This window comes from Nocardia sp. NPDC050713 (assembly GCF_040654315.1).
In the GTDB taxonomy this organism is placed as follows: domain Bacteria; phylum Actinomycetota; class Actinomycetes; order Mycobacteriales; family Mycobacteriaceae; genus Nocardia.
Map to the genome: position 1 here is coordinate 31,609 of NZ_JBFAHS010000007.1, position 23,592 is coordinate 55,200.

General features: G+C 69.3%; 21 protein-coding genes. 11 read left to right on the forward strand and 10 right to left on the reverse strand.

Features of this window, described 5'->3' with window-relative positions:
- The first annotated feature begins 53 nt into the window (after positions 1 to 53).
- From AB0H49_RS15310 to AB0H49_RS15320, 3 genes are all read left to right on the forward strand, one after another.
- On the forward strand, positions 54 to 719 hold the full coding sequence (locus AB0H49_RS15310; RefSeq protein ID WP_067787453.1) for an ATP-dependent Clp protease proteolytic subunit: 666 nt from the start codon (positions 54 to 56) through the stop codon (positions 717 to 719).
- A gap of 441 nt (positions 720 to 1,160) precedes the next feature.
- Positions 1,161 to 2,441, forward strand: coding sequence for an ATP-dependent Clp protease ATP-binding subunit ClpX (clpX, locus tag AB0H49_RS15315; protein WP_141812266.1), 1,281 nt, complete (start codon positions 1,161 to 1,163; stop codon positions 2,439 to 2,441).
- Positions 2,442 to 2,672: 231 nt separating this feature from the next.
- Positions 2,673 to 3,077, forward strand: a complete 405-nt coding sequence (locus AB0H49_RS15320) for an STAS domain-containing protein (protein WP_355000859.1) — start codon at positions 2,673 to 2,675, stop codon at positions 3,075 to 3,077.
- Between the two features lie 68 nt (positions 3,078 to 3,145).
- Here AB0H49_RS15320 and AB0H49_RS15325 read toward each other — a convergent pair whose 3' ends face one another.
- Both AB0H49_RS15325 and AB0H49_RS15330 read right to left on the reverse strand, forming a co-directional pair.
- Positions 3,146 to 3,523, reverse strand: a complete 378-nt coding sequence (locus tag AB0H49_RS15325; protein ID WP_355000858.1) for a nuclear transport factor 2 family protein — start codon at positions 3,521 to 3,523, stop codon at positions 3,146 to 3,148.
- A 293-nt stretch (positions 3,524 to 3,816) separates the two neighbouring features.
- On the reverse strand, positions 3,817 to 4,428 hold the full coding sequence (locus AB0H49_RS15330) for a dihydrofolate reductase family protein (protein ID WP_357251627.1): 612 nt from the start codon (positions 4,426 to 4,428) through the stop codon (positions 3,817 to 3,819).
- Between the two features lie 182 nt (positions 4,429 to 4,610).
- On the opposite strand from AB0H49_RS15330, the gene mihF reads away from it, so the two are divergent.
- Positions 4,611 to 4,925 (forward strand): integration host factor, actinobacterial type, encoded by a 315-nt coding sequence (gene mihF / locus AB0H49_RS15335; RefSeq protein WP_067787445.1) that lies wholly within the window; start codon positions 4,611 to 4,613, stop codon positions 4,923 to 4,925.
- A gap of 174 nt (positions 4,926 to 5,099) precedes the next feature.
- Here the strand turns inward: mihF and AB0H49_RS15340 are convergent, their stop codons facing one another.
- From AB0H49_RS15340 to AB0H49_RS15355, 4 genes are all read right to left on the reverse strand, one after another.
- On the reverse strand, positions 5,100 to 5,633 hold the full coding sequence (locus AB0H49_RS15340) for a hypothetical protein (RefSeq protein ID WP_357251631.1): 534 nt from the start codon (positions 5,631 to 5,633) through the stop codon (positions 5,100 to 5,102).
- A gap of 98 nt (positions 5,634 to 5,731) precedes the next feature.
- Complete coding sequence (gene fdhD, locus AB0H49_RS15345; protein WP_357251634.1) at positions 5,732 to 6,568, reverse strand: formate dehydrogenase accessory sulfurtransferase FdhD; 837 nt, start codon at positions 6,566 to 6,568, stop codon at positions 5,732 to 5,734.
- A 218-nt stretch (positions 6,569 to 6,786) separates the two neighbouring features.
- The gene (locus AB0H49_RS15350; RefSeq protein ID WP_357251637.1) at positions 6,787 to 9,096 is read right to left on the reverse strand and encodes an FdhF/YdeP family oxidoreductase; all 2,310 of its coding nucleotides are present in this window, start codon (positions 9,094 to 9,096) and stop codon (positions 6,787 to 6,789) included.
- A gap of 82 nt (positions 9,097 to 9,178) precedes the next feature.
- Positions 9,179 to 10,348, reverse strand: a complete 1,170-nt coding sequence (locus AB0H49_RS15355; RefSeq protein ID WP_357251641.1) for an FHA domain-containing protein — start codon at positions 10,346 to 10,348, stop codon at positions 9,179 to 9,181.
- Between the two features lie 382 nt (positions 10,349 to 10,730).
- On the opposite strand from AB0H49_RS15355, the gene AB0H49_RS15360 reads away from it, so the two are divergent.
- Positions 10,731 to 11,258 (forward strand): GNAT family N-acetyltransferase, encoded by a 528-nt coding sequence (locus AB0H49_RS15360; RefSeq protein WP_357251644.1) that lies wholly within the window; start codon positions 10,731 to 10,733, stop codon positions 11,256 to 11,258.
- Positions 11,259 to 11,386: 128 nt separating this feature from the next.
- On the opposite strand, the gene AB0H49_RS15365 is transcribed toward AB0H49_RS15360, so the two are convergent.
- Both AB0H49_RS15365 and AB0H49_RS15370 read right to left on the reverse strand, forming a co-directional pair.
- The gene (locus tag AB0H49_RS15365) at positions 11,387 to 12,934 is read right to left on the reverse strand and encodes a glycerol-3-phosphate dehydrogenase/oxidase (protein ID WP_357251647.1); all 1,548 of its coding nucleotides are present in this window, start codon (positions 12,932 to 12,934) and stop codon (positions 11,387 to 11,389) included.
- A complete protein-coding gene (locus AB0H49_RS15370) occupies positions 12,931 to 13,554 on the reverse strand; it encodes a TetR/AcrR family transcriptional regulator (RefSeq protein WP_355001157.1) in 624 nt (207 codons plus the stop codon). Before AB0H49_RS15370 ends, AB0H49_RS15365 begins: the two co-directional genes overlap by 4 nt.
- A 139-nt stretch (positions 13,555 to 13,693) precedes the next feature.
- On the opposite strand from AB0H49_RS15370, the gene AB0H49_RS15375 reads away from it, so the two are divergent.
- Entirely contained in the window at positions 13,694 to 15,268 is a 1,575-nt protein-coding gene (locus AB0H49_RS15375) for an FAD-binding oxidoreductase (RefSeq protein ID WP_355001156.1), read from the forward strand.
- A complete protein-coding gene (locus AB0H49_RS15380) occupies positions 15,268 to 16,233 on the forward strand; it encodes a YegS/Rv2252/BmrU family lipid kinase (protein WP_355000850.1) in 966 nt (321 codons plus the stop codon). Before AB0H49_RS15375 ends, AB0H49_RS15380 begins: the two co-directional genes overlap by 1 nt.
- Positions 16,234 to 16,237: 4 nt before the next feature.
- On the opposite strand, the gene AB0H49_RS15385 is transcribed toward AB0H49_RS15380, so the two are convergent.
- Both AB0H49_RS15385 and AB0H49_RS15390 read right to left on the reverse strand, forming a co-directional pair.
- The gene (locus tag AB0H49_RS15385) at positions 16,238 to 16,930 is read right to left on the reverse strand and encodes a hypothetical protein (RefSeq protein WP_357251652.1); all 693 of its coding nucleotides are present in this window, start codon (positions 16,928 to 16,930) and stop codon (positions 16,238 to 16,240) included.
- A gap of 103 nt (positions 16,931 to 17,033) precedes the next feature.
- Positions 17,034 to 17,633: an XRE family transcriptional regulator gene (locus AB0H49_RS15390; protein WP_357251655.1), complete on the reverse strand. Its 600-nt coding sequence runs from the start codon at positions 17,631 to 17,633 to the stop codon at positions 17,034 to 17,036.
- Between the two features lie 91 nt (positions 17,634 to 17,724).
- On the opposite strand from AB0H49_RS15390, the gene AB0H49_RS15395 reads away from it, so the two are divergent.
- From AB0H49_RS15395 to AB0H49_RS15410, 4 genes are all read left to right on the forward strand, one after another.
- Positions 17,725 to 18,675, forward strand: a complete 951-nt coding sequence (locus AB0H49_RS15395) for an NAD(P)/FAD-dependent oxidoreductase (RefSeq protein WP_357251658.1) — start codon at positions 17,725 to 17,727, stop codon at positions 18,673 to 18,675.
- 238 nt (positions 18,676 to 18,913) lie between these two features.
- Positions 18,914 to 21,592: a valine--tRNA ligase gene (locus AB0H49_RS15400; RefSeq protein ID WP_357251662.1), complete on the forward strand. Its 2,679-nt coding sequence runs from the start codon at positions 18,914 to 18,916 to the stop codon at positions 21,590 to 21,592.
- Positions 21,593 to 21,675: 83 nt separating this feature from the next.
- On the forward strand, positions 21,676 to 23,046 hold the full coding sequence (locus AB0H49_RS15405) for a folylpolyglutamate synthase/dihydrofolate synthase family protein (RefSeq protein ID WP_355001155.1): 1,371 nt from the start codon (positions 21,676 to 21,678) through the stop codon (positions 23,044 to 23,046).
- 38 nt (positions 23,047 to 23,084) lie between these two features.
- The gene (locus tag AB0H49_RS15410; RefSeq protein WP_357251665.1) at positions 23,085 to 23,522 is read left to right on the forward strand and encodes a DUF4233 domain-containing protein; all 438 of its coding nucleotides are present in this window, start codon (positions 23,085 to 23,087) and stop codon (positions 23,520 to 23,522) included.
- Positions 23,523 to 23,592: the final 70 nt, after the last annotated feature.

The window sequence follows — 23,592 nt, forward strand, 5'->3', positions numbered from 1 at the left end:
CCGGCCCGCGCCGTCAGTCAACCGTCGTTGAACACATAGACTTTGGAGACGAAATGGCTCTGATCGACCCACGCGCCGGCCTCTCCGGCATCGCGCCTGCCTCGCCGCAGTCGCGCTACATCCTGCCTTCTTTCATCGAGCACTCGAGCTTCGGTGTCAAGGAGTCCAACCCGTACAACAAGCTGTTCGAGGAGCGCATCATCTTCCTCGGCGTGCAGGTCGACGACGCCTCGGCGAACGACATCATGGCGCAGCTGCTGGTGCTGGAATCGCTGGATCCCGACCGCGACATCACGATGTACATCAACTCGCCGGGTGGCTCGTTCACCTCGCTGATGGCCATCTACGACACCATGCAGTACGTGCGTGCCGACGTCGCGACGGTCTGCCTCGGCCAGGCGGCCTCCGCCGCGGCCGTGCTGCTCGCCGCGGGCACCCCCGGCAAGCGCGCCTGCCTGCCCAACGCCCGCGTGCTGATCCACCAGCCTTCGCTGGAGGGCGGCATCCAGGGTCAGGTCTCGGACCTGGAGATCCAGGCCGCCGAGATCGAGCGCATGCGCCGCCTGATGGAGACCACCCTCGCGCGGCACACCGGCAAGGACGCGGACACCATCCGCAAGGACACCGACCGCGACAAGATCCTGACGGCCGAGGAGGCCAAGGAATACGGGATCATCGACACGGTGTTCGATTACCGCAAGCTGAGCGCGCAGAAGTAAGGCGTTCGCGGGCTTTTCCCATTCGCGGGATCGCTCGCAAGTTGCTGTGTCTCAGGGGAATACGGCCGGGCAGTGTGTCGAAGGCGGACTGTCCGGCCGCTTCCGCTACGGTGTCATCGACCGTTCGCGAGGGTGGCGGACGGCGCGAGACATCACGGCGGTTGGCCGGGCGTCGGGACCGGCCGCTCACCGGCGGAACATGTGCCGAACGTGTTTCGATGTCGTGAGAACACGCACAACCCCGGCGAGAAACATGCTCGAGTTGTCGACCTCCGTCGCGCACACCGGGTACGGTCGACCTAGGGACCTTTGCTCTCGGTTGACGGCATAGCTCGACCCGCCCGAAATGCTCGAAGTGTTCGCGATTACACACGAGTTCGGCGGATTGCTGGCAACCTGGACAGACGGTTGCACGCGGACAAGGAAGTAGGGACCCACGAGATGGCGCGCATCGGAGACGGCGGCGATCTGCTGAAGTGCTCGTTCTGCGGAAAGAGCCAGAAGCAGGTCAAGAAGCTCATTGCGGGACCTGGCGTGTACATCTGTGACGAGTGCATCGATCTATGCAACGAGATCATCGAGGAGGAGCTCGCCGAGTCCAGCGAGGTCAAACTCGACGAGCTGCCCAAGCCTGCCGAAATCCGTGAGTTCCTGGAGAACTACGTCATCGGGCAGGACACCGCCAAGCGCACTCTCGCCGTGGCCGTCTACAACCACTACAAGCGCATCCAGGCGGGCGACAAGGGTCGCGACAGCCGCGGCGAGACCGTCGAGCTGACCAAGTCGAACATCCTGATGCTCGGCCCCACCGGCTGCGGCAAGACCTACTTGGCGCAGACCCTGGCGAAGATGCTGAACGTGCCGTTCGCGATCGCGGACGCCACGGCGCTCACCGAGGCGGGTTACGTCGGCGAGGACGTCGAGAACATCCTGTTGAAGCTGATCCAGGCCGCCGACTACGACGTCAAGCGGGCCGAGACCGGCATCATCTACATCGACGAGGTGGACAAGATCGCCCGCAAGAGCGAGAACCCCTCGATCACTCGCGACGTCTCCGGCGAGGGCGTGCAGCAGGCGCTGCTGAAGATCCTGGAGGGCACCCAGGCGAGTGTGCCGCCGCAGGGCGGACGCAAGCACCCGCACCAGGAGTTCATCCAGATCGACACCACCAACGTGCTGTTCATCGTGGCGGGCGCGTTCGCGGGGCTGGAGAAGATCATCTCCGACCGTACCGGCCACCGCGGCATCGGCTTCGGCGCCGAGGTGCGCTCCAAGGCCGAGATCGACACCACCGACCACTTCGCGGAGGTGATGCCCGAGGATCTGATCAAGTTCGGTCTGATCCCGGAGTTCATCGGCCGTCTGCCGGTCGTCGCGTCGGTGACGAACCTGGACAAGGACTCGCTGGTCAAGATCCTCTCCGAGCCGAAGAACGCGCTGGTCAAGCAGTACATCCGGCTGTTCGAGATGGACGGCGTCGAGCTGGAGTTCACCCAGGACGCGCTGGAGGCCATCGCCGACCAGGCCATCCTGCGTGGCACCGGCGCTCGCGGTCTGCGCGCCATCATGGAGGAAGTCCTGCTGCCGGTGATGTACGACATCCCGAGCCGCGACGATGTCGCCAAGGTGGTCGTCAACGCCGACACCGTCAACGACAACGTGCTGCCGACCATCGTGCCGCGCAAGCAGCAGCGCGCCGAGCGCCGGGAGAAGTCGGCGTAATTTCGGAACTCGAAATCCGGGCCCGCGGGAAATTGTCCCGCGGGCCCGGATTTGTTTCGGACATGTCCGAATTGTCGAGATTGATTCGTAATCGGTGGTGTACTGACCTGTCTGTCCGGGTACTCGGAGGTCAGGGTTGAGTAGCCAGCTCAGTTCCGGGGCCTCGGGCAGCCGGGACGAAAATTCGCCCGGCGCATGTTCGGTGCCGGGCGCGACGGGACCGGGGTCCGCATGTCGACCGTATTCGCCACCCAATCCACCGACGCCCGAACGCACCAGCCCGATCCCGCTGCGCGGGTACGGGTTTCGATCACCGCCCCGGGTGACGAGATCACGCTGTGCGCCGTGGCGGGCGAGGTGGACCAATTCACCGTCGAGGAGTTTCGGCGGCATCTGATCGGCTCTCTGGACACCGCCGCCCCGCGCGTGGTCGTCGATTTGTCCATGGTGACGTTCTTCGGCATTCCAGGGCTGCGCGTGCTGTTCGAGGCGCGTTCCGTGCTCGAACAGACCGGAGGGCGGTTGCTTCTGGTGACCGGCCCGCCGTGCGTGGACCGGCTGCTCCGAGTGGCCGCCGATGTCGTGACCTTCGAGACGGCGACCGCCCTGACGGGCGCGCTGCTCGACGCGGCATAACTTCCAGACGACTCGACGCCGCCCCGGATGCGATTCCGGGGCGGCGTCCGCGTCGTGGGTGGCTCGGATCAGATCGGTTCGGCGCGCATGTCGTCCTGGCTCCAGTAGGCGCGCATCTTGACGATCTTGCCCTGCTCGTCGAACTCCATCGTGTCGATCGGCGTCAGCGTGAAGCGCTGATCGCCGACCTTGGTGATCACGTCGAACATGAAGGCGGCGTGGTTGCCCGCGACCCGCACGGTATCGGCGTGCAGCGCGGTCGAGCGGTCCAGGTTGTCGAACACGGAGTAGAACTCGCGGATGGCGTCGTGGCCCTGCCGCAGCGGCGTGCCCGCGGGGTCCTCGACGGTCGCATTCGGTGCGTAGAGCTCCACGATGGCTTCCGTGGGCCCGGTGCCGACCAGCTTGACGTACTGCTCGACGACGTCGCGAATCTGTTCTGTCATGTCAACCCCTGACGAATTGAAACGTGTTCCAATTCGGAGGCTAGCAGCCCGGGCCCGCGCCGTGTAGCCCGAAGGCCGTTCATCGGGACGCGGATCGTTGTGCGGTTGTGCCTGCCTCGCCGGGACGCGGTGACGATTCGTCGTCGACGAATCGCGCCCGAGATGGGGAGCTCCGTTGATCCCCCTGGTTCGCCGTTGAACCTTGATCCCGAACGAATGCTGACGTACTGACTTTCGCTGCCGCCGCTCGATGTGTTACGTAGATCACAAAGATCGCGGCGATGGACGGATGGCTACTCGCCGACGGTGCCGTATTCGGGGATGCCCGCGGCGCGGTAGGTCGTGATGTGGACGCCGGTGGGGGTGGTGCGGGAGTCGGTCAGGTGGAAGGCGGTCGCGGTGGCTCCGGTGGAGAAGAGGCGTTTGCCGGTGCCGAGGAGGACCGGGAAGGTCAGTAGGTGCAGGGTGTCGATCAGGCCGGCGGCGAGCAAGGTCTGGGCGAGGTTGCCGCTGCCATGGATCTGGATCTCGCGGCCCGGGCGGGACTTCAGGTCGGCGACTCGTTCGGCCAGATCGCCGCGCAGCAGTTCGGTGCCCGCCCAGTCGGCGTGCGAGAGAGTATGGGTGCCAACATATTTCGGCAGGGCATTGAGGTTCGAGGCGATCGGGTCCGCGGGGTCGTCGTGCTGCGGCCAGTAGCCCGCGAAGATCTCGTAGGTGCGCCTGCCGAGCAGGAAGGCGTCGGCGCGAGCGAACACCTGGTTCATGAACTCGCCCCCCGCCTCATCGAAGTAGGGCGCGGTCCAGCCTCCGTGTGTGAAGCCGTCCTCGGTGTCCTCCTGCGGTCCGCCCGGGGCCTGGCAGACGCCGTCGATGGTGACGAACTGGGTGAGCGACAGTTCCATGGCGGGCTTCCTTTCGTCCGGTTCGCGCGCTTCGCGCCTGCCCTTCACCGGTTCTGACGGCGGCGCGCCAGAAAACTCATCGCAAACTCTGACCGGTGTGTCGTCGGTGTGCCGCCGGTGCGGTGCTGTTTACTCGGTGCGGTCAACCAGATGTTCGAGTGACGAGTGAAAGCGGAGGAGACATGGCACTGCCCACGATGACCGCCGAGCAACGCACCGAGGCGTTGGCCAAAGCGGCTGCGGTGCGCAAGGCGCGCTCCGAATTGATCGGCAAGGTGAAGGCCGGCAAGGTGTCGGTCGCCGACCTGCTGAAGAAGGCGGAGTCCGACGATCTGGTGAAGAAGACCAAGGTCGCGGCGGTGATCAAGGCCCTGCCCGGCGTCGGTCCGGTGAAGGCCGCGAAGCTGATGGATCAGGCCGAGATCCCCGAGGATCGCCGCATCGGCGGACTGGGTGCTCGGCAGCGGGCGGCGCTGCTCGAGGCACTCAAGGACTGAGGGCGCCGCAGCGACCTGGCTCGAGCCGGAGGCGCACGCCAGCACGCCCGAGGTGACCTACCAGCGGCTCGCGCCGACGGTCTCCCCGGGCTTCCCGTGCGACGCGCATCGCCTCCGGCCAGGCACTTCCCGCGCTTCGGCCGGGTCGGAACGGTCGTTCGGCACGACCCGCGCTCAGCGCGTCGGGCGGCGGCGCGGGAAATGGAAGTCGATCGGCTTGGGATCCGTCGCCTGCGGACCGCGCGGCGGCACCAGCAGGCAGGCCGTGCCGAGCGCCAGCAGGGCCGCGGCGGCGAGCAGGCTCAGCGTGAAGCTCACGCCGCTCATCGCGTCCGGCCGGTGAAACGCGTGGTAGATCAGATGCGGGGTGGCGAAGACCAGCCAACCCAGCCCTGCGGCCTGCGACAGCGCGCTGCCCCCGCGCCACAGCGCGAAGCCGCTCACCGCGGCGAGGGCCAGGAAGAAGGCGCCGACGTCGCCGGCCAGATGGTGGTTGTAGGGGCCGTCGACGGCGATCCAGTGCATACCGAATCCGGGGAAGCTGGTGTACCAGGAGTGCGGCGCGAGCACCGCCCACAGGCCGATCACCGCGCCCTGGAAGGTCAATATTCCCAACATGATTCGTACGGCGAGCCAGCGGCGACGGTGCTGCTCGAAACGCATACGGACGCGCACGCCGCCAGACTTTCCTTCTACCGAGATCCGCATCGTTGGCTCCGTTCCTCGCCGAAGAGCGTTCGGGGGTGCAGTCACGGTAAAACGGACATCGGGTACCGGGCAATAGCCGCCTCGGCCGCGAGCCGGAGTCAGCTCGCGGGACGCGCGGAGGACCGCCGCTCCAAGCGGTGCGCGCCGGAATAGACGTTCATGGTGTCCCCGCGCAGGAAACCGACCAGGGTCAGGCCGGATTCATCGGCCAGGTCGACCGCGAGCGAGCTCGGCGCCGACACCGCGCCGAGCATCGGCACCCCCGCCATCACCGCCTTCTGGACCAGCTCGAAGGACGCCCTTCCGCTCACAATGAGCACCAGATCCGATGCCGGAACGCGGTTTTCGCGCAACGCCCAGCCGAGTACCTTGTCCACCGCGTTGTGCCTGCCGATGTCCTCCCGCACCGCGAGCGCGGTCCCGTCGGCAGTGAACAGGCCCGCGGCGTGCAAACCGCCGGTGGCATCGAAGACCGACTGCCGCGCCCGCAGGGTCTCGGGCATCGCGGCGAGCGCGGCCGGATCCACGGCCACCGCGTCGGCCGGGAGCGGGTAGCGGGTGCGGGCCCGGACGTCGTCCAGTGCGGTCTTCCCGCAGAGTCCGCACGAACTGGTGGTGAGGAAGTTGCGGGCGCGAGCGGGTGCGGGGATGCGCAGTTCTACGTCGAGCACGTTGTAGGTGTTGCGGCCCTCGGCGTCGGTTCCCGCGCAGTATCGGGCGCTGACCACGTCTTCGGCGGACCCGATGATGTTCTCGCTCAACAGGAATCCGTGCACGAGGTCGATGTCGGAGCCCGGGGTGCGCATGGTGACCGTCAGCGATTGCCCGCTCAGGCGGATCTCGAGCGGCTCCTCCACGGCCAGCGTGTCCGGACGCTGGATCTCGCCGGTGGGAGAAAGTCGCAGCGTGCGGCGGCGCGCGGTAACCCGACTCACGACCCGGCCTCGCTGGCGCTCGTCCGCGTCGCGCGTCGGTGCACGCTGTGCTGATGGTTCGCTCGCTGACGCTCGTTCACGACCCGCCCTCGCTGGCGCTCGTCCGTGTCGCGCGTCGGTGCACGCTGTGCTGATGGTTCGCTCGCTGACGCTCGTTCACGACCCGGCCTCGCTGGCGCTCGTCCGCGTCGCGCGTCGGTGCACGCTGTGCTGATGGTTCACGACACTGCTCCGATGTGCACGTGCCGCTCCAGCCGGATGGTCACCGCCTTGGAGACCGGCGTATTGGACCGCGCCGCAACGTGGTCCAGGGGGACGAGCGGATTGGTCTCGGGATAGTAGGCGGCGGCGTTGCCGCGCGGCGTCGGGTAGGCGACCACGCGGAAGCCTCGCACGCGACGCTCCACGCCGTCGGTCCACTCGGAGACGAGATCGACGAGATCGCCGTCCGCGAAGCCGAATTCGGCGATGTCGTCCTGGTTCACCAGGACCACCCGCCGTCCGCCGTGCACGCCGCGGTAGCGGTCGTCGAGGCCGTAGATGGTGGTGTTGTACTGGTCGTGGCTGCGCAGTGTCTGCAGGATGAGCCTGCCTTCGGGGACCGGCACCCAGGTCAGCTCGTTGACCGCGAAGTTGGCGCGACCGGTGGACGTACGGAATTCGCGGCTGTCGCGCGGCGGATGCGGCAGGACGAAACCGTTGCGCTGCCGGACGCGGGTGTTGTAGTCGGCGCAACCGGGCACCACGCGGGCGATCGCGTCGCGGATCTTGTCGTAGTCGCGCTGGTAGCGCGCCCACGGTACGGGATGGTCCGGGCCGAACAGCGCGAGGGCGAGTTCGCAGACGATGGCGACCTCGCTGCGCAGCTGATCGCTGACGGGTTCGAGCCGACCGGTGGACAGGTGCACCATCGACATCGAATCCTCGACCGACACTTGCTGTTTCGTCCCGGCTTGGACGTCCTTGTCGGTGCGGCCGAGGGTGGGCAGGATCAGCGCGGTGCGCCCGTGCACCACGTGGCTGCGGTTGAGTTTGGTCGAGACCTGCACGGTGAGTGCGCAATTACGCAGCGCGGCCTCGGTGACTTCGGTGTCGGGGGTCGCCGAGACGAAGTTGCCGCCCATACCGAAGAACACCTTGGCGCGGCCGTCGCGCATCGCCCGAATGGAATTCACTGTGTCCCAGCCGTGTTCGCGCGGACTGGTGATGCCGAACTCGCGGTCGAGCGCGTCGAGGAAGGCGTCGGGCATCTTCTCCCAGATGCCCATCGTGCGGTCGCCCTGCACGTTGGAGTGCCCGCGCACCGGGCAGACGCCTGCGCCCGGCTTGCCGATCATCCCGCGCAGCAACAGCAGGTTGGTCGCCTCCTCGATGGTGGCGACGCCGTGCGCCTGCTGGGTCAGACCCATCGCCCAGCAGATGATGGTGCTGCGCGACTCGGCGAGCAGCCGCGCGGTGCGCTCGAGCTCCGCCATGGACAGTCCGGTCGCGGTCTGCACGGCGCTGAGATCGACCGCGCGCGTGTGCTTTTCGTAGTCGGCGAACCCCGCGCAATGCGCGTCGACGAACGCGCGGTCGACCACGGTGCCCGGGGCCAGGTCCTCGGCGTCGAACAGCAGCTTGCCGAGGCCTTGGAACAGGGCCATGTCGCCGCCGAGCCGGATCTGCAGGAAATCGTCGGCGATGGCGACGCCGGTGGTGACGCCGCGCACGGTCTGCGGGTCGCGGAAGCCGAGCAGGCCGGTCTCCGGCAGCGGATTGACCGCGATCACTCTGGCCCCGTTGGCCTTCGCGTCGGCAAGCGCGCTGAGCATGCGTGGATGATTGGTGCCGGGATTCTGGCCCGCGACGATGATCAGATCGGCCTTGCCGAAGTCGTCGATCGAGACCGAGCCCTTGCCGATGCCGATGGAGCCGAGCAGCGCCGCGCCGGAGGACTCGTGACACATGTTCGAACAGTCCGGCAGATTGTTGGTGCCGTAACCGCGGACCAGCAACTGATAGAGAAACGCCGTCTCGTTGGCGGTGCGGCCCGAGGTGTAGAACACGGCTTCGTCGGGCGAGGACAGCGCGCGCAGCTGGTCGGCGATCAGGCGGTAGGCCTCGTCCCAGGCGATGGGGGAGTAGTGCGTGTCGCCGGGTCGCAGCACCATCGGATGGGTGATTCTGCCCTGCTGACCTAGCCAGTAGCCGGATTTCCCGGCCAGTTCGTCGACCGAGTGGGCGGCGAAGAACTCCGGCGTGACGGTGCGCAGCGTCGCCTCCTCGGCGACGGCCTTGGCTCCGTTCTCGCAGAACTCCGCGGGCCGGCGGTGCCCGCTCGGCTCCGGCCACGCGCAGCCGGGGCAGTCGAAGCCGTCGACCTGGTTGAGCCTGGCCAGGGTGCGGGCGGTGCGGACGACGCCCATCTCCTCGACCGAGCGTTTCAGCGCCACGGCCACCGCCGTGACCCCCGCGGCCTGCTCTTTCGGCGCGGTGACGGTCAGCGCGGTTTCGTCGATGTCCTCGGTGGGGCCGTGACGATGCATGTCCCTATTGTCCTCTCCGCGCGATGACTGTCTCAGCTGGCGCAGTCTTCGCATCGTAGGCCGCGGAGCGGGGCCGGTCGCTTCAGGATCTCCGGGTCTGGGCCGTGGCCGGATGGCGCTCGTCGGTGCGGTGGGTGAGGACCTTCTCACCGATCCGGATACGCCAGCCCGGCGGCAGCTCGACCGGTGCGGTCCCGATCCGGGTCCAGGCGTCCGTGCCGGGACCCGCGACGTAGGTGCCCGCGGGGGTGGACGCGTCGCGGACGAAGACCTTGCCGCGATTGAGCGAGACGTAGGCGTGCACCCGCGAGACGTGGCGGTCCCTCGGCACCGCCAGCGGGGACGCGATGGCGTTGCGCACCGAGTCGTCGGCGGCGGGGCTGCGGCCGATGACGTATGGGCGGTCCAGCGGGTAGGCGGTGTCCTCGAAGACCAGCGCGCCCGTGGGGGCGTCGGCCTGCGGCGAGCCCTTCGGCGGCCGAGGCGGTGGGACGCGGACGCCGTGGGTTGCCGGGTTCTTCTGCAAGGCAACGGGTTCGGGTCGGAAGCCGGCGGTTTGCGACCAGGCGAGTGGCATCGCCCTGGTGCCGATGTCCTGGGGGCGATCGGTCGCGGACGGTCGACCGGCGCTGGTGTCGACGGGGACGTCGTTGCTTCGAGCGTCGTCGGAGTCGTCGGTCAGGGCCTCGAAGCCCGCGGGCGCGGTCGCGGGCGGTTCGGTGGCGCCGGGTTTCGCGGTGACAGCGGCGCGCTGTGGGGACTTCGGCGCGCCCGCGCGACGCACGGCAACACGCCATTCGAAGCCGCCGCCGGGCACCGTGCCCGCGCGCAGGTCGGTGCGAGGCAGGGCGGTGATCGCGGAGCCGGTGTCGGCACCCACGGTGATCCGGCGCACCGGCTCGCGCACGATCTCGTCCACCCAGGTGAACGCACGCGCGCCGGAAATCCTGCGTGCGCCCTCCGCGCCGTGGATCTCGGCGGCGACCTTTCCGCGCAGCAGGATCACCGTGCCGTCGTCGGTCGGTGCGACCACACCGAACGGCGGTGGTTCGGAGCCGCTGACGAATACCACGGCGGCCAGTCGCTGGGCGATCGCGGCCCCGGGATGGTCACCCTCGGCGACCGCCTCGATCGCACCGAGAATCCGGTCGGTGGAAGCGGTTTCACCCGCGAGATACACCACCACCGCGCCGAAGCGTGCAATCAGACCATCGCCCGGCGCGATCCCTACGGTCGACGGGTTCTTGCGCACCCGCGCCTCCTTCCCGCGCACTACCGGCGTCCAGCATAGAGGTTCGCACGGTACGTGATCGGGCAGATCGAGGAGCGGGCAACCGGCCGACCGGTCGCTCCGCACCGGGAATCCGCAGGGCAACCCGGAGAGTCGGGCGAAGACACGCGCCCGGCGGATCGGTCGGCCGTGATCGAGTCGACTTCGCGGCCGACCGGTGTTGTCGGGCGCTTCGTTGTCGTTCCGATCACTGCGGTCGCGGTCTGCCGCTGCCGGGTTGCTGATACGTGACCGAGAGTCGACTCGCGTCGCCGGTATCGCGGCTCCGGCGGCTGAACCTAGTGGAACGGACGAAGCGGGAAATCCGCGCGACTTCGTCCGGCTGTCCGGCAATACTCCTGGCATGGCATCCATCAGACCGGCGACCGAGGCCGACCTGCCCGTTCTCCAGGACATCGAACGCGCGGCCGGAAAACCTTTCGCCGACATCGGCATGACGGCTGTCGCGGACGACGAGCCGCCGCCGCTCGACACCCTCCGTGGATTCCAGCGCGCCGGGCGTGCCTGGGTCGCGACCGACGACGCCGACCGGCCGATCGCCTACCTCGTCCTCGGCATCGTCGACGGCAACGCGCACGTCGACCAGGTGTCGGTCGACCCGGAATACGCCGGTCGTCGCATCGGCAAGCGGCTCATCGACCGCGCCGTCGACTGGGCGCGCACCCACGACCTGCCCGCCATCACCCTGACGACCTTCACCGAAGTGACCTGGAACGGGCCGTACTACGAGCGCCTCGGCTTCCGCTACCTGGCGCCCGCCGAGGAAACGCCGGGCCTGCGCGCCCTGCGTGCGGCCGAAGCCGACCATGGCCTGGACCGCTGGCCCCGCGCCTGCATGCGCGCGGAACTGGCGACGTGGGTCAGCGACTGATCATCAGCGCCTCGCAACACTGATCAGGTGGCTTCGAGGCCCGGTCGACACCTTCTAATCGCCTCATTCCGTACGCAAGTGGGGTGCCAGGCGGCGGTTCCAGAGCATAGGCGATTCGCGAAGCTCGCTCAGATCGTGGCGAGTGCCGCGGTGGCCGCGGGGAGGGCGGCGGCGCGGTCTTCCGGAACCAAGCCGATGCGGGTGCGGCGGTCGAGTAGGTCGTCGACGTGCAGTGCGCCCTCGTGGGAAAGGGCGAAGGCGAATTCGGCGCCGATGACATCCATTCCGGGGGCGACCGATTCGCGCAAGGCCGGGTCGAGGGCCGCGAGGGCGGTGACGGCGGGCGCCTCGCTGCCGTAGCGTTCCACCAGCAGCGGGGCGGCGGCGAGGCGATCCCGTGCCGCGCCGGAGACCGCGCCGACCAGCGGTAGCCGCTTGGTCGAGCAGGGTGCCGCGTCGAGGCGGGCGTGGCGCACCGCCGCGTCGACGACGTCCTCGGCCATCTGCCGGTAGGTGGTGAGTTTGCCGCCGACGATCGTGATCACGCCGGTCGGCGAGTTCAGCACGGCGTGCTGGCGGGAGATGTCGGCGGTGCTGCCGTCGTCGGTCTTCAGCAGCGGGCGCAAGCCCGCGTACCGGCCGCGAATGTCGGCGCGGGTCAACGGTTCTCGCAGTGCGGTGTTGATGGTGTCGAGCAGGAAGTCGATCTCGGCCTCGGTGGGCTGCGGCTCGTCGGGCACCGGGCCCGGCGCGTCTTCGTCGGTCAGCCCGAGGTAGACCCGCCCGTGCGCGGCGGGGAAGGCGAAGACGAATCGGCTGGTGCTACCGGGCACCGGCACTGTGAGCGAGGCACTGAGCCCGCCGAAGGACTCGGCGGAGAACACCAGGTGGGTGCCGCGGCTCGGGCGCAGTTCGATGCTCGGGTCGACCTGGTCGGCCCACACGCCGGTGGCGTTGACCACCGCGCGGGCCCGGATGGAAAGGGTCTCGCCGGAGAGCGTGTCGCGCAGGGTGGCCGAATCTCCGGTCACGTCAGAGGCTTCCACTCTCGTGAGAACTGTCGCCCCCTCGGCCGCCGCGGTGCGGGCCAGCGCGACGACCAGCCGCGCGTCGTCCACCAGCTGCCCGTCCCATGCCTGAAGCCCGCCGCGCAGACCCGCCCTGCGCACGGTCGGCGCCAAACGCAGTGCCTCCGCGGCGGCGACGTGCCGCGACCGCGGCAAGATCGAGGCAGGCGTGCCCGCGCCGCGGCGCAGTGCGTCACCTGCGACGAACCCAGCGCGAATCAATGACCGTTGCGCCGCACTGATATTCGGCAGCAGCGGAACAAGCTGCGGCAGCGGACGCACCAAATGCGGTGCGGTGGTGGTGATCAGGATGCCGCGCTCGACCGCGCTCTCGTGCGCGATCCCGATCCGCCCGCTGGCCAGATAGCGCAAACCGCCGTGCACCAGCTTGGAACTCCAGCGGCTCGTGCCGAACGCGAGATCGTGCCGCTCCACCAGCACGGTGCGCAGCCCGCGCGCGGCGGCGTCCAGCGCCGCGCCCGCCCCGGTGACGCCGCCGCCGATCACCAGTACATCGATCGCGCCGCCGTCGCCGAGTGCGCGCAGCTCGCGCGCGCGGCGCTCGGCATTGAGCGCGGAATTCCCGCGGGTCACCGGATTGTCGGTCATGCCAGAACCTTTCGTCGTCCTTCGGGTTCGCCGGGGCGGAGGTAGCCATCGATGGCGCGGGCCAGTTCGGTGTCCAGCTCGGGGGCGGGCAGCAATGGCGCGACCGTCCCCGCCGACTGCACCGCGGACTGGACGATCAGCAGCAGCATGGTGGCCAGCTGGAGCGGATCGCCGGGCCGGATGGAGCCATCGCGCTGGCCGTCCAGGATCCCCGCGGCGAACAGTTCGATGAGGGTGCGCTGGTTGCGGCCGAGCCTGCCGAAGACGTAGGTGAGCATCAGATCGGTGTCGGTGCGGAAGATCTTGCCGAACAATGGATTCGAGCGCACCATCCCCGCGCCCTCGACCACGCCTTCGACCAGTCGTGCCCGCGCCGGGCCGGACTCGGGCATGGCCGCGGTGAGGATGCCGCGCAGTTCGCGGACCAGTAGCTCGGCGACCAGCGCGCCGGTGTCGGGCCAGCGGCGGTACACGGTCGGCCTGCTGACGCCGGCGCGCCGCGCCACCTCGGTGAGCGTGGTCCGGCGGACACCGAACTCCTGGACGCAGGCGCGCGCGGCGTCGAAGATGGCCAGGTCGATGGCCGAAAGTTCGGCGTCCGGGTCGTCGGTCACGAGAATCACCACCGGGCTTCGAGCGGGGACGGACAGTTACTGCTTGACAGTCTATGTCAAACTGTAACGCATGGTCGAGACGCAGCAGCCAGGCGGGCATTCCGTTCCCGCGGCAAACCCGGGCGCGGACGCGCGGGTACCGAGTATGGTGTGGGACGCCTGGGGTATCCCGGCCGGACACAAGCCACTTTCGGCGCAGATCCGCGGCCTGCTCGCGCAGGTCTTCGGGGTGTCCGGCGATCCGGTGGCGCGCCGCGATGAGGGTGACGTGCCGCTCCGCGCGTCGGCGTTGACGCCGGCGCAGCGGGACGGGTTGGTCGAGGTGGTCGGCGCGGACAACGTGTCGGCCGACCATCACGATCGACTACGGCGCGCCGGTGGCAAGAGCACCCTGGATTTGCTGCGGCGCCGCGCCGAGGGTCCGCAAGACGCGCCGGACGCCATCGTCTTTCCCGCCGACCACGAGCAGGTGCTCGCGGTGCTCGCCTACTGCGCCGAGCACGGTATCGCGGTGGTGCCCTTCGGCGGCGGCACCAGCGTCGTCGGCGGCGTCGATCCGGTGCGCGGCCAGTTCGACACCGTCATCGCACTCGACCTGCGCCGCATCGACGGACTCACCGAGGTCGACCCGGTGAGCGGCACCGCGACGCTCGGCGCTGGCCTCACCGGACCACAAGCCGAGGAACTGCTTGCCGCGCACGGACTTTCGCTCGGCCACTTCCCGCAGAGTTTCGAATTCGCCAGCATCGGCGGTTTCGCGGCGACCAGGTCCTCCGGTCAGGCCTCGGCGGGCTACGGCCGCTTCGACGACATGGTGCAGCGCCTGAAGGTCGCCACTCCGACCGGCTCGTTGGAACTGGGCCGCGCGCCCGCCTCCGCCGCAGGGCCGGATCTGCGCGAGCTGTTCGTCGGCTCCGAGGGCGCGCTCGGTGTGATCACCGAGGTCACGTTGCGCGTGCATCCGCTCCCGGAAACCACTGCGTACCAGGCGTGGTCGTTCCCCGACTTCGCCGCCGGCGCGGCCGCGCTGCGCACCGTGGTGCAGGCGGGCGCCGCGCCGACCGTGTTCCGGCTGTCCGACGAGGCCGAGACCGGCCTGAACCTGGCCCGCTCCGGCGACATCGGCGGCCAGGCGGTGACGGGCTGCCTCGCGATCACCACCTTCGAGGGCAGCGCCGAGCATGTCGCGGCCCGCTCCGCCGAGGCCACCGCGCTGCTGACAGCCGCGGGCGGCACAGCGCTCGGCGAACAGCCCGCCCGCGAATGGGAGCACGGCCGGTTCGCCGCGCCCTACATGCGCGACGCGCTGCTCGACGTCGGGGTGCTGTGCGAGACGCTGGAGACCGCGACGACCTGGTCCAACGTCGCCGAACTGAAGGCGAAGGTGACCGCGGCGCTGACCGACTCGCTCGGCGCGCAGGGCACGCCGCCGCTGGTGATGTGCCACATCTCGCACACCTATCCGACCGGCGCCTCGCTGTACTTCACCATCGTCGCCAAACAGCTCGACGATCCGATCGCGCAGTGGCAGATCGCCAAGCGCGCGGTGGGTGACGCGATCATGGCCGCGGGCGGCACCATCACCCACCACCACGCCGTCGGCGCCGACCACCGCCCGTGGCTGCCCGCCGAGGTCGGTGAGCTGGGCATCCGGGTGCTGCGCGCGGTGAAACGGGAATTGGACCCCGCGGGCATCCTCAATCCTGGAAAACTGATCTGATGGATCGGCAGGTAAGCGCCCTTCGCTCGGCGCTGGTCGTCACGAACCGGCTCTCCGGCGCGGGCAAGGGGCACGACACCGCGACGGCGGCCATCGCCCGGCTCACCGAGCGCGGTGTCGAGGTCACCGAGATCCGCGCGCCGTCCGCCGCCGAATCCGTCCGGCTGGTGCGTGATTCGCTGGCGAACCCGGATCCCGACGCCCGTCCCGACGCGGTGGTGTGTGTCGGCGGCGACGGCCTGATCTGCGTGATCTTGGAGGCCGTCGCGCAGACCGGCGTCCCACTGGGTCTGGTGCCGAGCGGCACGGGCAACGACCTGGCGCGGGCGCTCGGCATCCCCACCGACGATCCCGCCGCCGCGGTCGACGTGGTGCTCGCCGGGCGCCGCAAGGCGATGGACCTGGGCCGGATCGAGTCGCCCGCACCGGATTTCACTCCGATGTGGTTCGCCACCGTGACCGGCACCGGCTTCGACGCGCGAGTCACGTTGCGCGCGAACAGCATGAGCTGGCCCAAGGGCAGGCTCCGCTACACGTTCGCCGCGCTGGCCGAGATCACCGGCGGTTTCACCGTGCCCTACCGGATCGAGCTGTCCGGCGTGGCCGAAGGCGCGGTGGACAATCCGCCGGGCGACGGCGTGATCGAGACCGACGCGGTGATGGTCGCGGTGGGCAACACCCGCACCTACGGCGGCGGCATGCTGATCTGCCCCGACGCCGAGATGGACGACGGTTTGCTGGATCTCACGGTCGTCGGCGCGGTGCCGCGGCTGGAGATGCTGCGGCTGCTGCCCGCCCTCTCCGCGGGCAAACGCATCGACCATCCCGCCGTGGCCCAATACCGTGCCGCCGCGGTGACTCTCACCGCGCCGGGCGCGCCCGCTACTGCGGACGGCGAACCGGCGGGGACGCTGCCGATCACGTTGCGCGCGGTGCCCGAGGCGCTGACGGTGCTCGTGCCCTGAGCGTTCAGCCGTCGAACGCGACGCGACTCATGCGATCGACGGTGGAACGGTCCACGATGACGACGGACGAGGACGGAACGGGCGCGTCCCGGTCCTCGGTGTCCAGGTCCCGGATCAGGCGGTCCCAGCGGCGGCAGTGCAACGTGAAGAACATTCCGTTGATGCGGCGGCCGCGGGCGTACTGTCCGGCCCTGGCGACCGTCGGGGGCACGTCGAGCATGACGACGTGCAGATCCCTGCGGTAGGCGGCCGCCCAGCGCGCGATCATCCTGCGGCTCCAGCCGAAGGTGCCGCAATCGTGGATCACCACCGGGCCGTCGGCGTCCCGCAGCGCCGCCTTGATCCCCGCGTAGTGCGCGATGTGCACGACCGGACGCCACAGCGGATAGGGAAGCCAGCCGAGCCGGTGCCGCCAGCGGTTCCGCGCGTGCTGGGAATCCAGGACGATCGAACCGGACGGTCCGGTGGGCGGCTCCTCGGCCTGCGCCGTCGCACCGAAGAACTTCCGCAGCGCTGTGCTCTTGCCCGCTCCGGGCACTCCGGCGAAGATCAGGGCCGCCGTTGTGGGGTAACGCAATTCATCGATCGTCCGACCGCGCAGGTCGTGCACGCCGACCGGTGTCAGCGCGCCGACGGCGGCCAGCGGCATGCGCGGCTCGGGGGAGTGCAGGGGTAGCGCATCGAGCGGGGGGTTCACCCCTTCCAGACTCCCTAGTCCGGTCCGATTCGGCAACCGGGAAAACCCTGAGATCGCGCGACGGAAAGGATGATTCGTCGCGACCGGCCGGTTTGTCGTCGGCCTACCGATGGGTTGCCGCCGCGCGACGCGGCCTCGCCCGCACGTGCATCCGCTCACCCTGGCTGCCGAACAGGCTCAAAATCTCCACCGGCCCACGCCCGGTGCTGCCGAACCAATGCGGTTGCCGGGTATCGAATTCCGCGGTCTCGCCGGGACCCATGATCAGGTCGTGTTCGCCGAGGACCAGCCGCAACCTGCCGGACAGCACGTAGAGCCACTCGTATCCCTCGTGCACGCGAGGATCGGGATCCTTGCGCTCGGGCGGCAGGATCATCTTGAACGCCTGTAGCGGGCCGGGCCGCGCGGTCAGCGGCAGGACGGTGTAGCCGTTGACCTGCCGGGGCGTGGTGTGCACGCGGGGGTCGGCGATTTTGGGCGCCGCGACCAGTTCGTCGAGCGGCACCTGCAAGACCAGCGCGATCGGCAGCAGCAATTCCAGACTGGCCCTGCGCTGTCCGGACTCCAGCCGCGAGAGCGTGCTCTTGGAGATGCCGGTGGTCGCCGAGAGCGCGGTCAGCGTGATGCCGCGGTGGGTGCGCAACGCCTTCAGCCGTGGGCCGATCTCGGCCAGCGCCTGTGTGACGCCTGGTTGGTCGTACATGTTCCCAGTGCACGCTCACTTCCCGGAAACGGCAAATATTGTTGCCGATACCGGTCCTCCTCGGCAGCCTGAACGCCGGAGGTGATCGCGAATGAGCGAAAGAGACAAGACGATCCACGACGTGGTCGTCGTCGGCGGCGGCGCGGCGGGATTGTCGGCGGCGCTGGTGTTGAGCAGGGCGCGGCGGCGGGTCGCGGTGGTCAGGGGCGGAGCGCCGCGCAACGCCCCCGCCACGCAGATGCACGGTTTCCTGTCGCGGGACGGGCTCCCGCCCGGCGAGCTGCTGACGATCGGCGCCGCGGAAGTCGCGGGATACGGTGGCGAGCTGATCGACGACGAGGTGATCGGCGCCGAAAAGAACGAGGACACGGGCGAATTCACGCTCCATCTGGCGGGCGGCGGGCGGTTGACGACCCGGCGGGTGCTCGTCGCCACCGGCCTGCGCGACGTGCTGCCCGGCCTGCCCGGCGTACGCGAGCGCTGGGGCGCGGACGTGCTGCACTGCCCGTACTGCCACGGCTACGAGGTGCGTGATCGACCGCTCGGCGTGCTCGGCGGCACCGAGCCTGGTGCTGTAGCGCGGGCTGTGCACGTCGCGTTGCTGCTGCCGCAATGGTCGGCCGACGTGGCGTTCTTCCCGCACACGATGGAGTTGTCCGAGCACGATCTGGCCCGGCTGGCCGCGCGTGGCGTGCGGGTCGTGCCCGGCGAGGTCGCGCGGCTGGTGGTCGAGGACGGCGAGCTGCGCGGCGTGGAGCTGGCCGACGGGCGAGCGGTGCCGCGCGCCGCGGTGTTCGTCGCACCCACCTTCGTGCCCAACGGCGACGTGCTGGCCGCGCTCGGCTGCGCGACGGGTCCGGACGGCTGGGTCGTCACCGACGCGCGCGGACGGACCAGCGTGGCAGGGGTGTGGGCGGCGGGTAACGTCGCCGACCCGGGCGCCCAGGTGATCTCCGCCGCGGGCGCGGGCTCGGCGGCCGCCATCGCGATCAACGGTGACCTGGTCGAAGAGGAGTCCACGGTCTCTGTTCCGATGCGCTGAAACGGTCGCGTTCCCGGGGTGCCGCCCAAAGCTGAGAATTGCTCGAGGATTCGGGGCTGTTCCGCGGATCGCCGGTAAGCTGTGAGGCGTAGGCGGAGTGTTCGGTGTCCCTCATCCACCGAAGACTCCGCCTCCTTTCGTTTCCGCACCCCTGTGGTTCGTGCCGCCGAGTCCGCGCCGGGAGCGTGGGCGCGGGGAGGCGGCGAGGTCATGTCGAGCCAACCCCTAGAATCACGGAGTGACCAGCGCAGCCCCTGACAACTCGCGTAATCGTGCCGATGCCCTCCCCAAGAGCTGGGACCCCAGCGTCGTGGAGGCCGAGACGTACGAGCGCTGGGTAGCCGCTGGCTATTTCCAGGCCGACACCGCGAGCGGCAAGCCCGCGTACTCGATCGTGCTGCCGCCGCCGAACGTGACCGGCACCCTGCACATGGGCCACGCCCTCGACCACACGCTGATGGACACCCTCGCCCGCCGCAAGCGCATGCAGGGATACGAGGTGCTGTGGCTGCCCGGCATGGACCACGCGGGCATCGCCACCCAGACCGTGGTGGAGAAGCAACTCGCCGTCGACGGCAAGACCAAGGAAGACTTCGGCCGCGAACTGTTCGTCGAGAAGGTCTGGGACTGGAAGCGCGAGTCCGGCGGCGCCATCCAGTGGCAGATGCGCGCCCTCGGCGACGGCGTCGACTGGAGCCGCGACCGCTTCACCATGGACGAGGGCCTGTCCCGTGCCGTGCAGACCATCTTCAAGCGCCTCTACGACGCGGGCCTGATCTACCGCGCCGAGCGACTGGTGAACTGGTCGCCCGAGCTACGCACCGCCATCTCCGACATCGAGGTCAAGCACGAGGAAGTCGCGGGCGAGCTGATCTCGCTGCGCTACGGCTCGCTGAACGACGACGAACCGCACGTCATCGTGGCGACCACCCGCGTGGAGACGATGCTCGGTGACACCGCGGTGGCCGTGCACCCGGACGACCCGCGCTACCAGGCGCTGATCGGCGCCACCCTGGAGCACCCGATCACCGGCCGTCAGATCCCGATCGTCGCCGACGACTACGTCGACCCGGAGTTCGGCTCCGGCGCCGTGAAGATCACCCCCGCGCACGACCCGAACGACTTCGAGATCGGCCTGCGGCACAACCTGCCGATGCCGACGATCATGGACGAGCGCGGCCGCATCGCCAACACCGGAACCGAATTCGACGGCATGGACCGCTTCGAGGCCCGCGTCAAGGTCCGCGAGCGGCTCGCCGCGGAGGGCCGTGTGGTCGCCGAGAAGCGTCCGTACGTGCACAGCGTCGGCCACTCCGAGCGCACCGGCGAGCCCATCGAGCCGCGGCTGTCCATGCAGTGGTGGGTCAAGGTGGAGTCGCTGGCCAAGGCCGCCGGTGACGCGGTGCGCAACGGCGACACCGTCATCCACCCGGCCAGCCAGGAGCCGCGCTGGTTCGAGTGGGTCGACAACATGCACGACTGGACCATCTCGCGCCAGCTGTGGTGGGGCCACCGCATCCCGATCTGGTACGGCCCCGAGGGCGAAGTGATCTGCGTCGGCCCGGACGAGACCGCCCCCGAGGGCTGGGTGCAGGACCCGGACGTGCTCGACACCTGGTTCTCCTCGGGCCTGTGGCCGTTCTCCACGATGGGCTGGCCGGAGGCCACGCCGGAGCTGGAGAAGTTCTATCCGACCAGCGTGCTGGTCACCGGCTACGACATCCTCTTCTTCTGGGTCGCCAGAATGATGATGTTCGGCATGTTCGTCTCCGCGGATCCGGCCATCCTCGCTGGCAAGTCCGGCGCGGTGCAGGTGCCGTTCAAGGACGTCTTCCTGCACGGCCTGATCCGCGACCAGTTCGGCAAGAAGATGTCGAAGTCGCGCGGCAACGGCATCGACCCGCTGGACTGGATCAAGGCCTACGGCGCGGACGCGCTGCGCTTCACCCTGGCCCGCGGCGCGCAGCCGGGTGGTGACCTGTCCGTCGGCGAGCCGCACGCGCTGGCCTCGCGCAGCTTCGTCACCAAGCTGTTCAACGCCACCAAGTTCGCGCTGATGAACGGCGCCCAGCCCGGTGAGCTTCCCGACCGCGCCGCGCTCACCGACCCCGACCGGTGGATCCTCGATCGCCTGGATCAGGTTCTGGCGGAAGTGGATTCGGCTTTCGACGCCTACGAGTTCGGCAAGGCGTGCGAGGCGCTCTACCACTTCGCCTGGGACGAGCTGTGCGACTGGTATCTGGAACTGGCCAAGGTGCAGTTCTCGGAGGACGAGGAGCGGGCGGCCGCGACGAGGACCGTGCTCGGCAACGTGCTGGATTCGGTGCTGCGACTGCTGCATCCGGTGATCCCGTTCGTCACCGAGTCGCTGTGGCAGGTGCTCACCGGCGGTGAGTCCGTGGTGATCGCGGCATGGCCGCAGGCCAGCGGAATCGCCACCGACACCGTTGCGGCGCAGCGTGTTTCGGACGCCCAGCGGTTGATCACGGAGATCCGCCGGTTCCGCAGCGACCAGGGCCTCGCCGACAAGCAGAAGGTGGCGGCCAAGCTGATCGGTCTGGAGCAGGCCGATCTGACGGCGCTGGAGCCGTCGGTCGCCAACCTGGCCAGGCTCACCGCGCCCGGCCCCGAGTTCGCCGCCACCGCCTCGGTCGAGGTGCGGCTGAGCGGCGCGACGGTGACCGTCGAGCTGGACACCTCCGGCGCGGTCGACCTGGACGCCGAACGCCGCCGCCTGGAGAAGGATCTGGCCGCCGCGGAGAAGGAACTGGCGGGTACCGAGGCCAAGCTCGGCAACGAGGCGTTCCTCGCCAAGGCGCCAGAACCGGTGGTTGCCAAGATCAAGAACCGTCGCGATGTCGCCGCCGCCGAGGTGGAGCGCATCGGGGCGCGGCTCGCGGAACTGGCGGTCAAGTGAACGAGGAGCCGGAGCGGCAGTACCGCGACGACGACGGAGGCGCCCGGCTCGGGTCCGGGCCGTCGCCGGTGGAACTCGCCGAGATGGCGCTGGTCGAGGCCGAACTCGACCAGCGCTGGCCGGAAACCAAGATCGAGCCGTCGCTCACCCGCATCGCCACCCTGATGGATCTGCTCGGTTCGCCGCAGCAGAGCTATCCGGCGATCCACATCGCGGGCACCAACGGCAAGACCTCGGTCACCCGGATGATCGACGCGCTGCTCACCGCGCTGCACCGGCGCACCGGCCGCATCACCAGCCCGCACCTGCAGCTGGCCACCGAGCGGATCAGCATCGACAACGCGCCGATCAGCCCGGCCAAGTACGTCGAGACCTACCGCGAACTCCAGCCCTACGTCGAGATGATCGACGCGCAGTCGGCCACGGCAGGCGGTCCCGCGATGAGCAAGTTCGAGGTGCTCACCGGCATGGCCTACGCGGCGTTCGCCGAAGCCCCTGTCGACGTGGCGGTCGTGGAGACCGGCATGGGCGGCACCTGGGACGCCACCAACGTGATCGACGGACAGGTCGCGGTGATCACCCCGATCGGGCTGGACCACGTCGACTATCTCGGCCCCGACCTCGCCTCGATCGCGGGGGAGAAGGCCGGGATCATCAAACGCGCGCCGGAGAGCCTGGTTCCGCGCGACACCGTCGCGGTGATCGCGCAGCAGGAACCCGAGGCGATGGACGTCCTGCTGCGCAGGGCCGTCGAGGTGGACGCCGCGGTGGCCCGCGAAGGCTCCGAGTTCCGGGTGCTCGCGCGCCGCGTCGCCGTCGGCGGCCAGCAGCTCGAACTGCAGGGCCTCGGCGGGGTCTACGACGACATCTTCTTGCCGCTGCACGGCGAGCACCAGGCGCGCAACGCGGTGCTCGCGCTGGCCGCGGTGGAGGCGTTCTTCGGCGCGGGCGCCGAACGTCAGCTCGACATCGACGCGGTGCGCGCCGGTTTCGCTTCGGTCACCAGCCCTGGCCGCATGGAGCGGATGCGCAGCGCGCCCACCATCTTCATCGACGCCGCGCACAACCCGGCGGGCGCGCGGGCGCTGGCCGCGACGCTCGGCGAGGAATTCGACTTCCGCAAGCTGGTCGGCGTGATCGCGGTGCTCGGCGACAAGGACGCCGCGGGGATCCTGGAGGCGCTGGAGCCGGTGTTCGACGAGATCGTCGTCACCACCAATGGCTCACCGCGCGCCATGGACGTCGACAGCCTGGCGAACCTGGCGGTGCAGCGCTTCGGCGACGAGCGCGTGGTCACCGCCGACACGCTGCCCGACGCGCTGGAGACCGCGATCGCCATCGCCGAAGAGGTCGGCGATCCCGGCGAGGCTGTCTCGGGGGCGGGTGTCATCGTCACCGGTTCGGTCGTCACGGCGGGGGCGGCGCGCGCACTGTTCGGAAAGGATCCCGCGTGAGTGGCGGCGAAAACCACGAAGGGGCCGGTGAACACGGCATGAGTGAGCCAAGCGAGCGCGACAAGGACGCGGCCGCGCCCGAACAACCGGCCGCGGCGTCCGCGCCCGATCCGTGGAAGGGTCTGCGCGGCGTCATGGCGGGCACGCTGGTCCTCGAGTCCATCGTGGTGCTGCTCGCGCTGCCGGTCGTCGCCGACGTCGGCGGCGGGATCAGCTGGCTCTCCGGCAGCTATCTGGTTGTCCTCGCGCTGCTGATGATCCTCGGCGCCGGTCTGCAGCGCCGTCCGTGGGCGCTCGCGTTCAACCTCGGTCTTCAGGTGCTGGTGATTCTCGGCGCGTTCATCCACATCTCCATCGGCGTCATCGGCTTGCTGTTCTTGGCCGTCTGGGCATTCATTCTGATCCTGCGTTCCGACGTCAAGCGCCGCATGGACCAGGGGCTGCTGCCCAGCCAGCGGATGAACCGGCGGGCGTAACCGGCTGCGCTGCTATAGTTTTCGCCGTACCGTCCCCCTGGCGGATCCCCTCGTCGAGCGTTCTCGACCG

Excerpts from the sequence above, each read along its gene's own strand:
- AB0H49_RS15310 (WP_067787453.1), top strand. The coding sequence starts at position 54 with ATGGCTCTGATCGACCCACGCGCCGGCCTCTCCGGCATCGCGCCTGCC.
- AB0H49_RS15375 (WP_355001156.1), top strand. The coding sequence starts at position 13,694 with ATGGTGTGGGACGCCTGGGGTATCCCGGCCGGACACAAGCCACTTTCG.
- AB0H49_RS15390 (WP_357251655.1), bottom strand. The coding sequence starts at position 17,633 with ATGTACGACCAACCAGGCGTCACACAGGCGCTGGCCGAGATCGGCCCA.
- AB0H49_RS15350 (WP_357251637.1), bottom strand. The coding sequence starts at position 9,096 with ATGCATCGTCACGGCCCCACCGAGGACATCGACGAAACCGCGCTGACC.
- AB0H49_RS15320 (WP_355000859.1), top strand. The coding sequence starts at position 2,673 with ATGTCGACCGTATTCGCCACCCAATCCACCGACGCCCGAACGCACCAG.
- AB0H49_RS15340 (WP_357251631.1), bottom strand. The coding sequence starts at position 5,633 with ATGCGGATCTCGGTAGAAGGAAAGTCTGGCGGCGTGCGCGTCCGTATG.
- clpX (WP_141812266.1), top strand. The coding sequence starts at position 1,161 with ATGGCGCGCATCGGAGACGGCGGCGATCTGCTGAAGTGCTCGTTCTGC.
- AB0H49_RS15380 (WP_355000850.1), top strand. The coding sequence starts at position 15,268 with ATGGATCGGCAGGTAAGCGCCCTTCGCTCGGCGCTGGTCGTCACGAAC.
- AB0H49_RS15395 (WP_357251658.1), top strand. The coding sequence starts at position 17,725 with ATGAGCGAAAGAGACAAGACGATCCACGACGTGGTCGTCGTCGGCGGC.
- AB0H49_RS15410 (WP_357251665.1), top strand. The coding sequence starts at position 23,085 with ATGAGTGAGCCAAGCGAGCGCGACAAGGACGCGGCCGCGCCCGAACAA.
- AB0H49_RS15405 (WP_355001155.1), top strand. The coding sequence starts at position 21,676 with ATGGCGCTGGTCGAGGCCGAACTCGACCAGCGCTGGCCGGAAACCAAG.
- mihF (WP_067787445.1), top strand. The coding sequence starts at position 4,611 with ATGGCACTGCCCACGATGACCGCCGAGCAACGCACCGAGGCGTTGGCC.
- AB0H49_RS15325 (WP_355000858.1), bottom strand. The coding sequence starts at position 3,523 with ATGACAGAACAGATTCGCGACGTCGTCGAGCAGTACGTCAAGCTGGTC.
- AB0H49_RS15360 (WP_357251644.1), top strand. The coding sequence starts at position 10,731 with ATGGCATCCATCAGACCGGCGACCGAGGCCGACCTGCCCGTTCTCCAG.
- AB0H49_RS15330 (WP_357251627.1), bottom strand. The coding sequence starts at position 4,428 with ATGGAACTGTCGCTCACCCAGTTCGTCACCATCGACGGCGTCTGCCAG.
- AB0H49_RS15365 (WP_357251647.1), bottom strand. The coding sequence starts at position 12,934 with ATGACCGACAATCCGGTGACCCGCGGGAATTCCGCGCTCAATGCCGAG.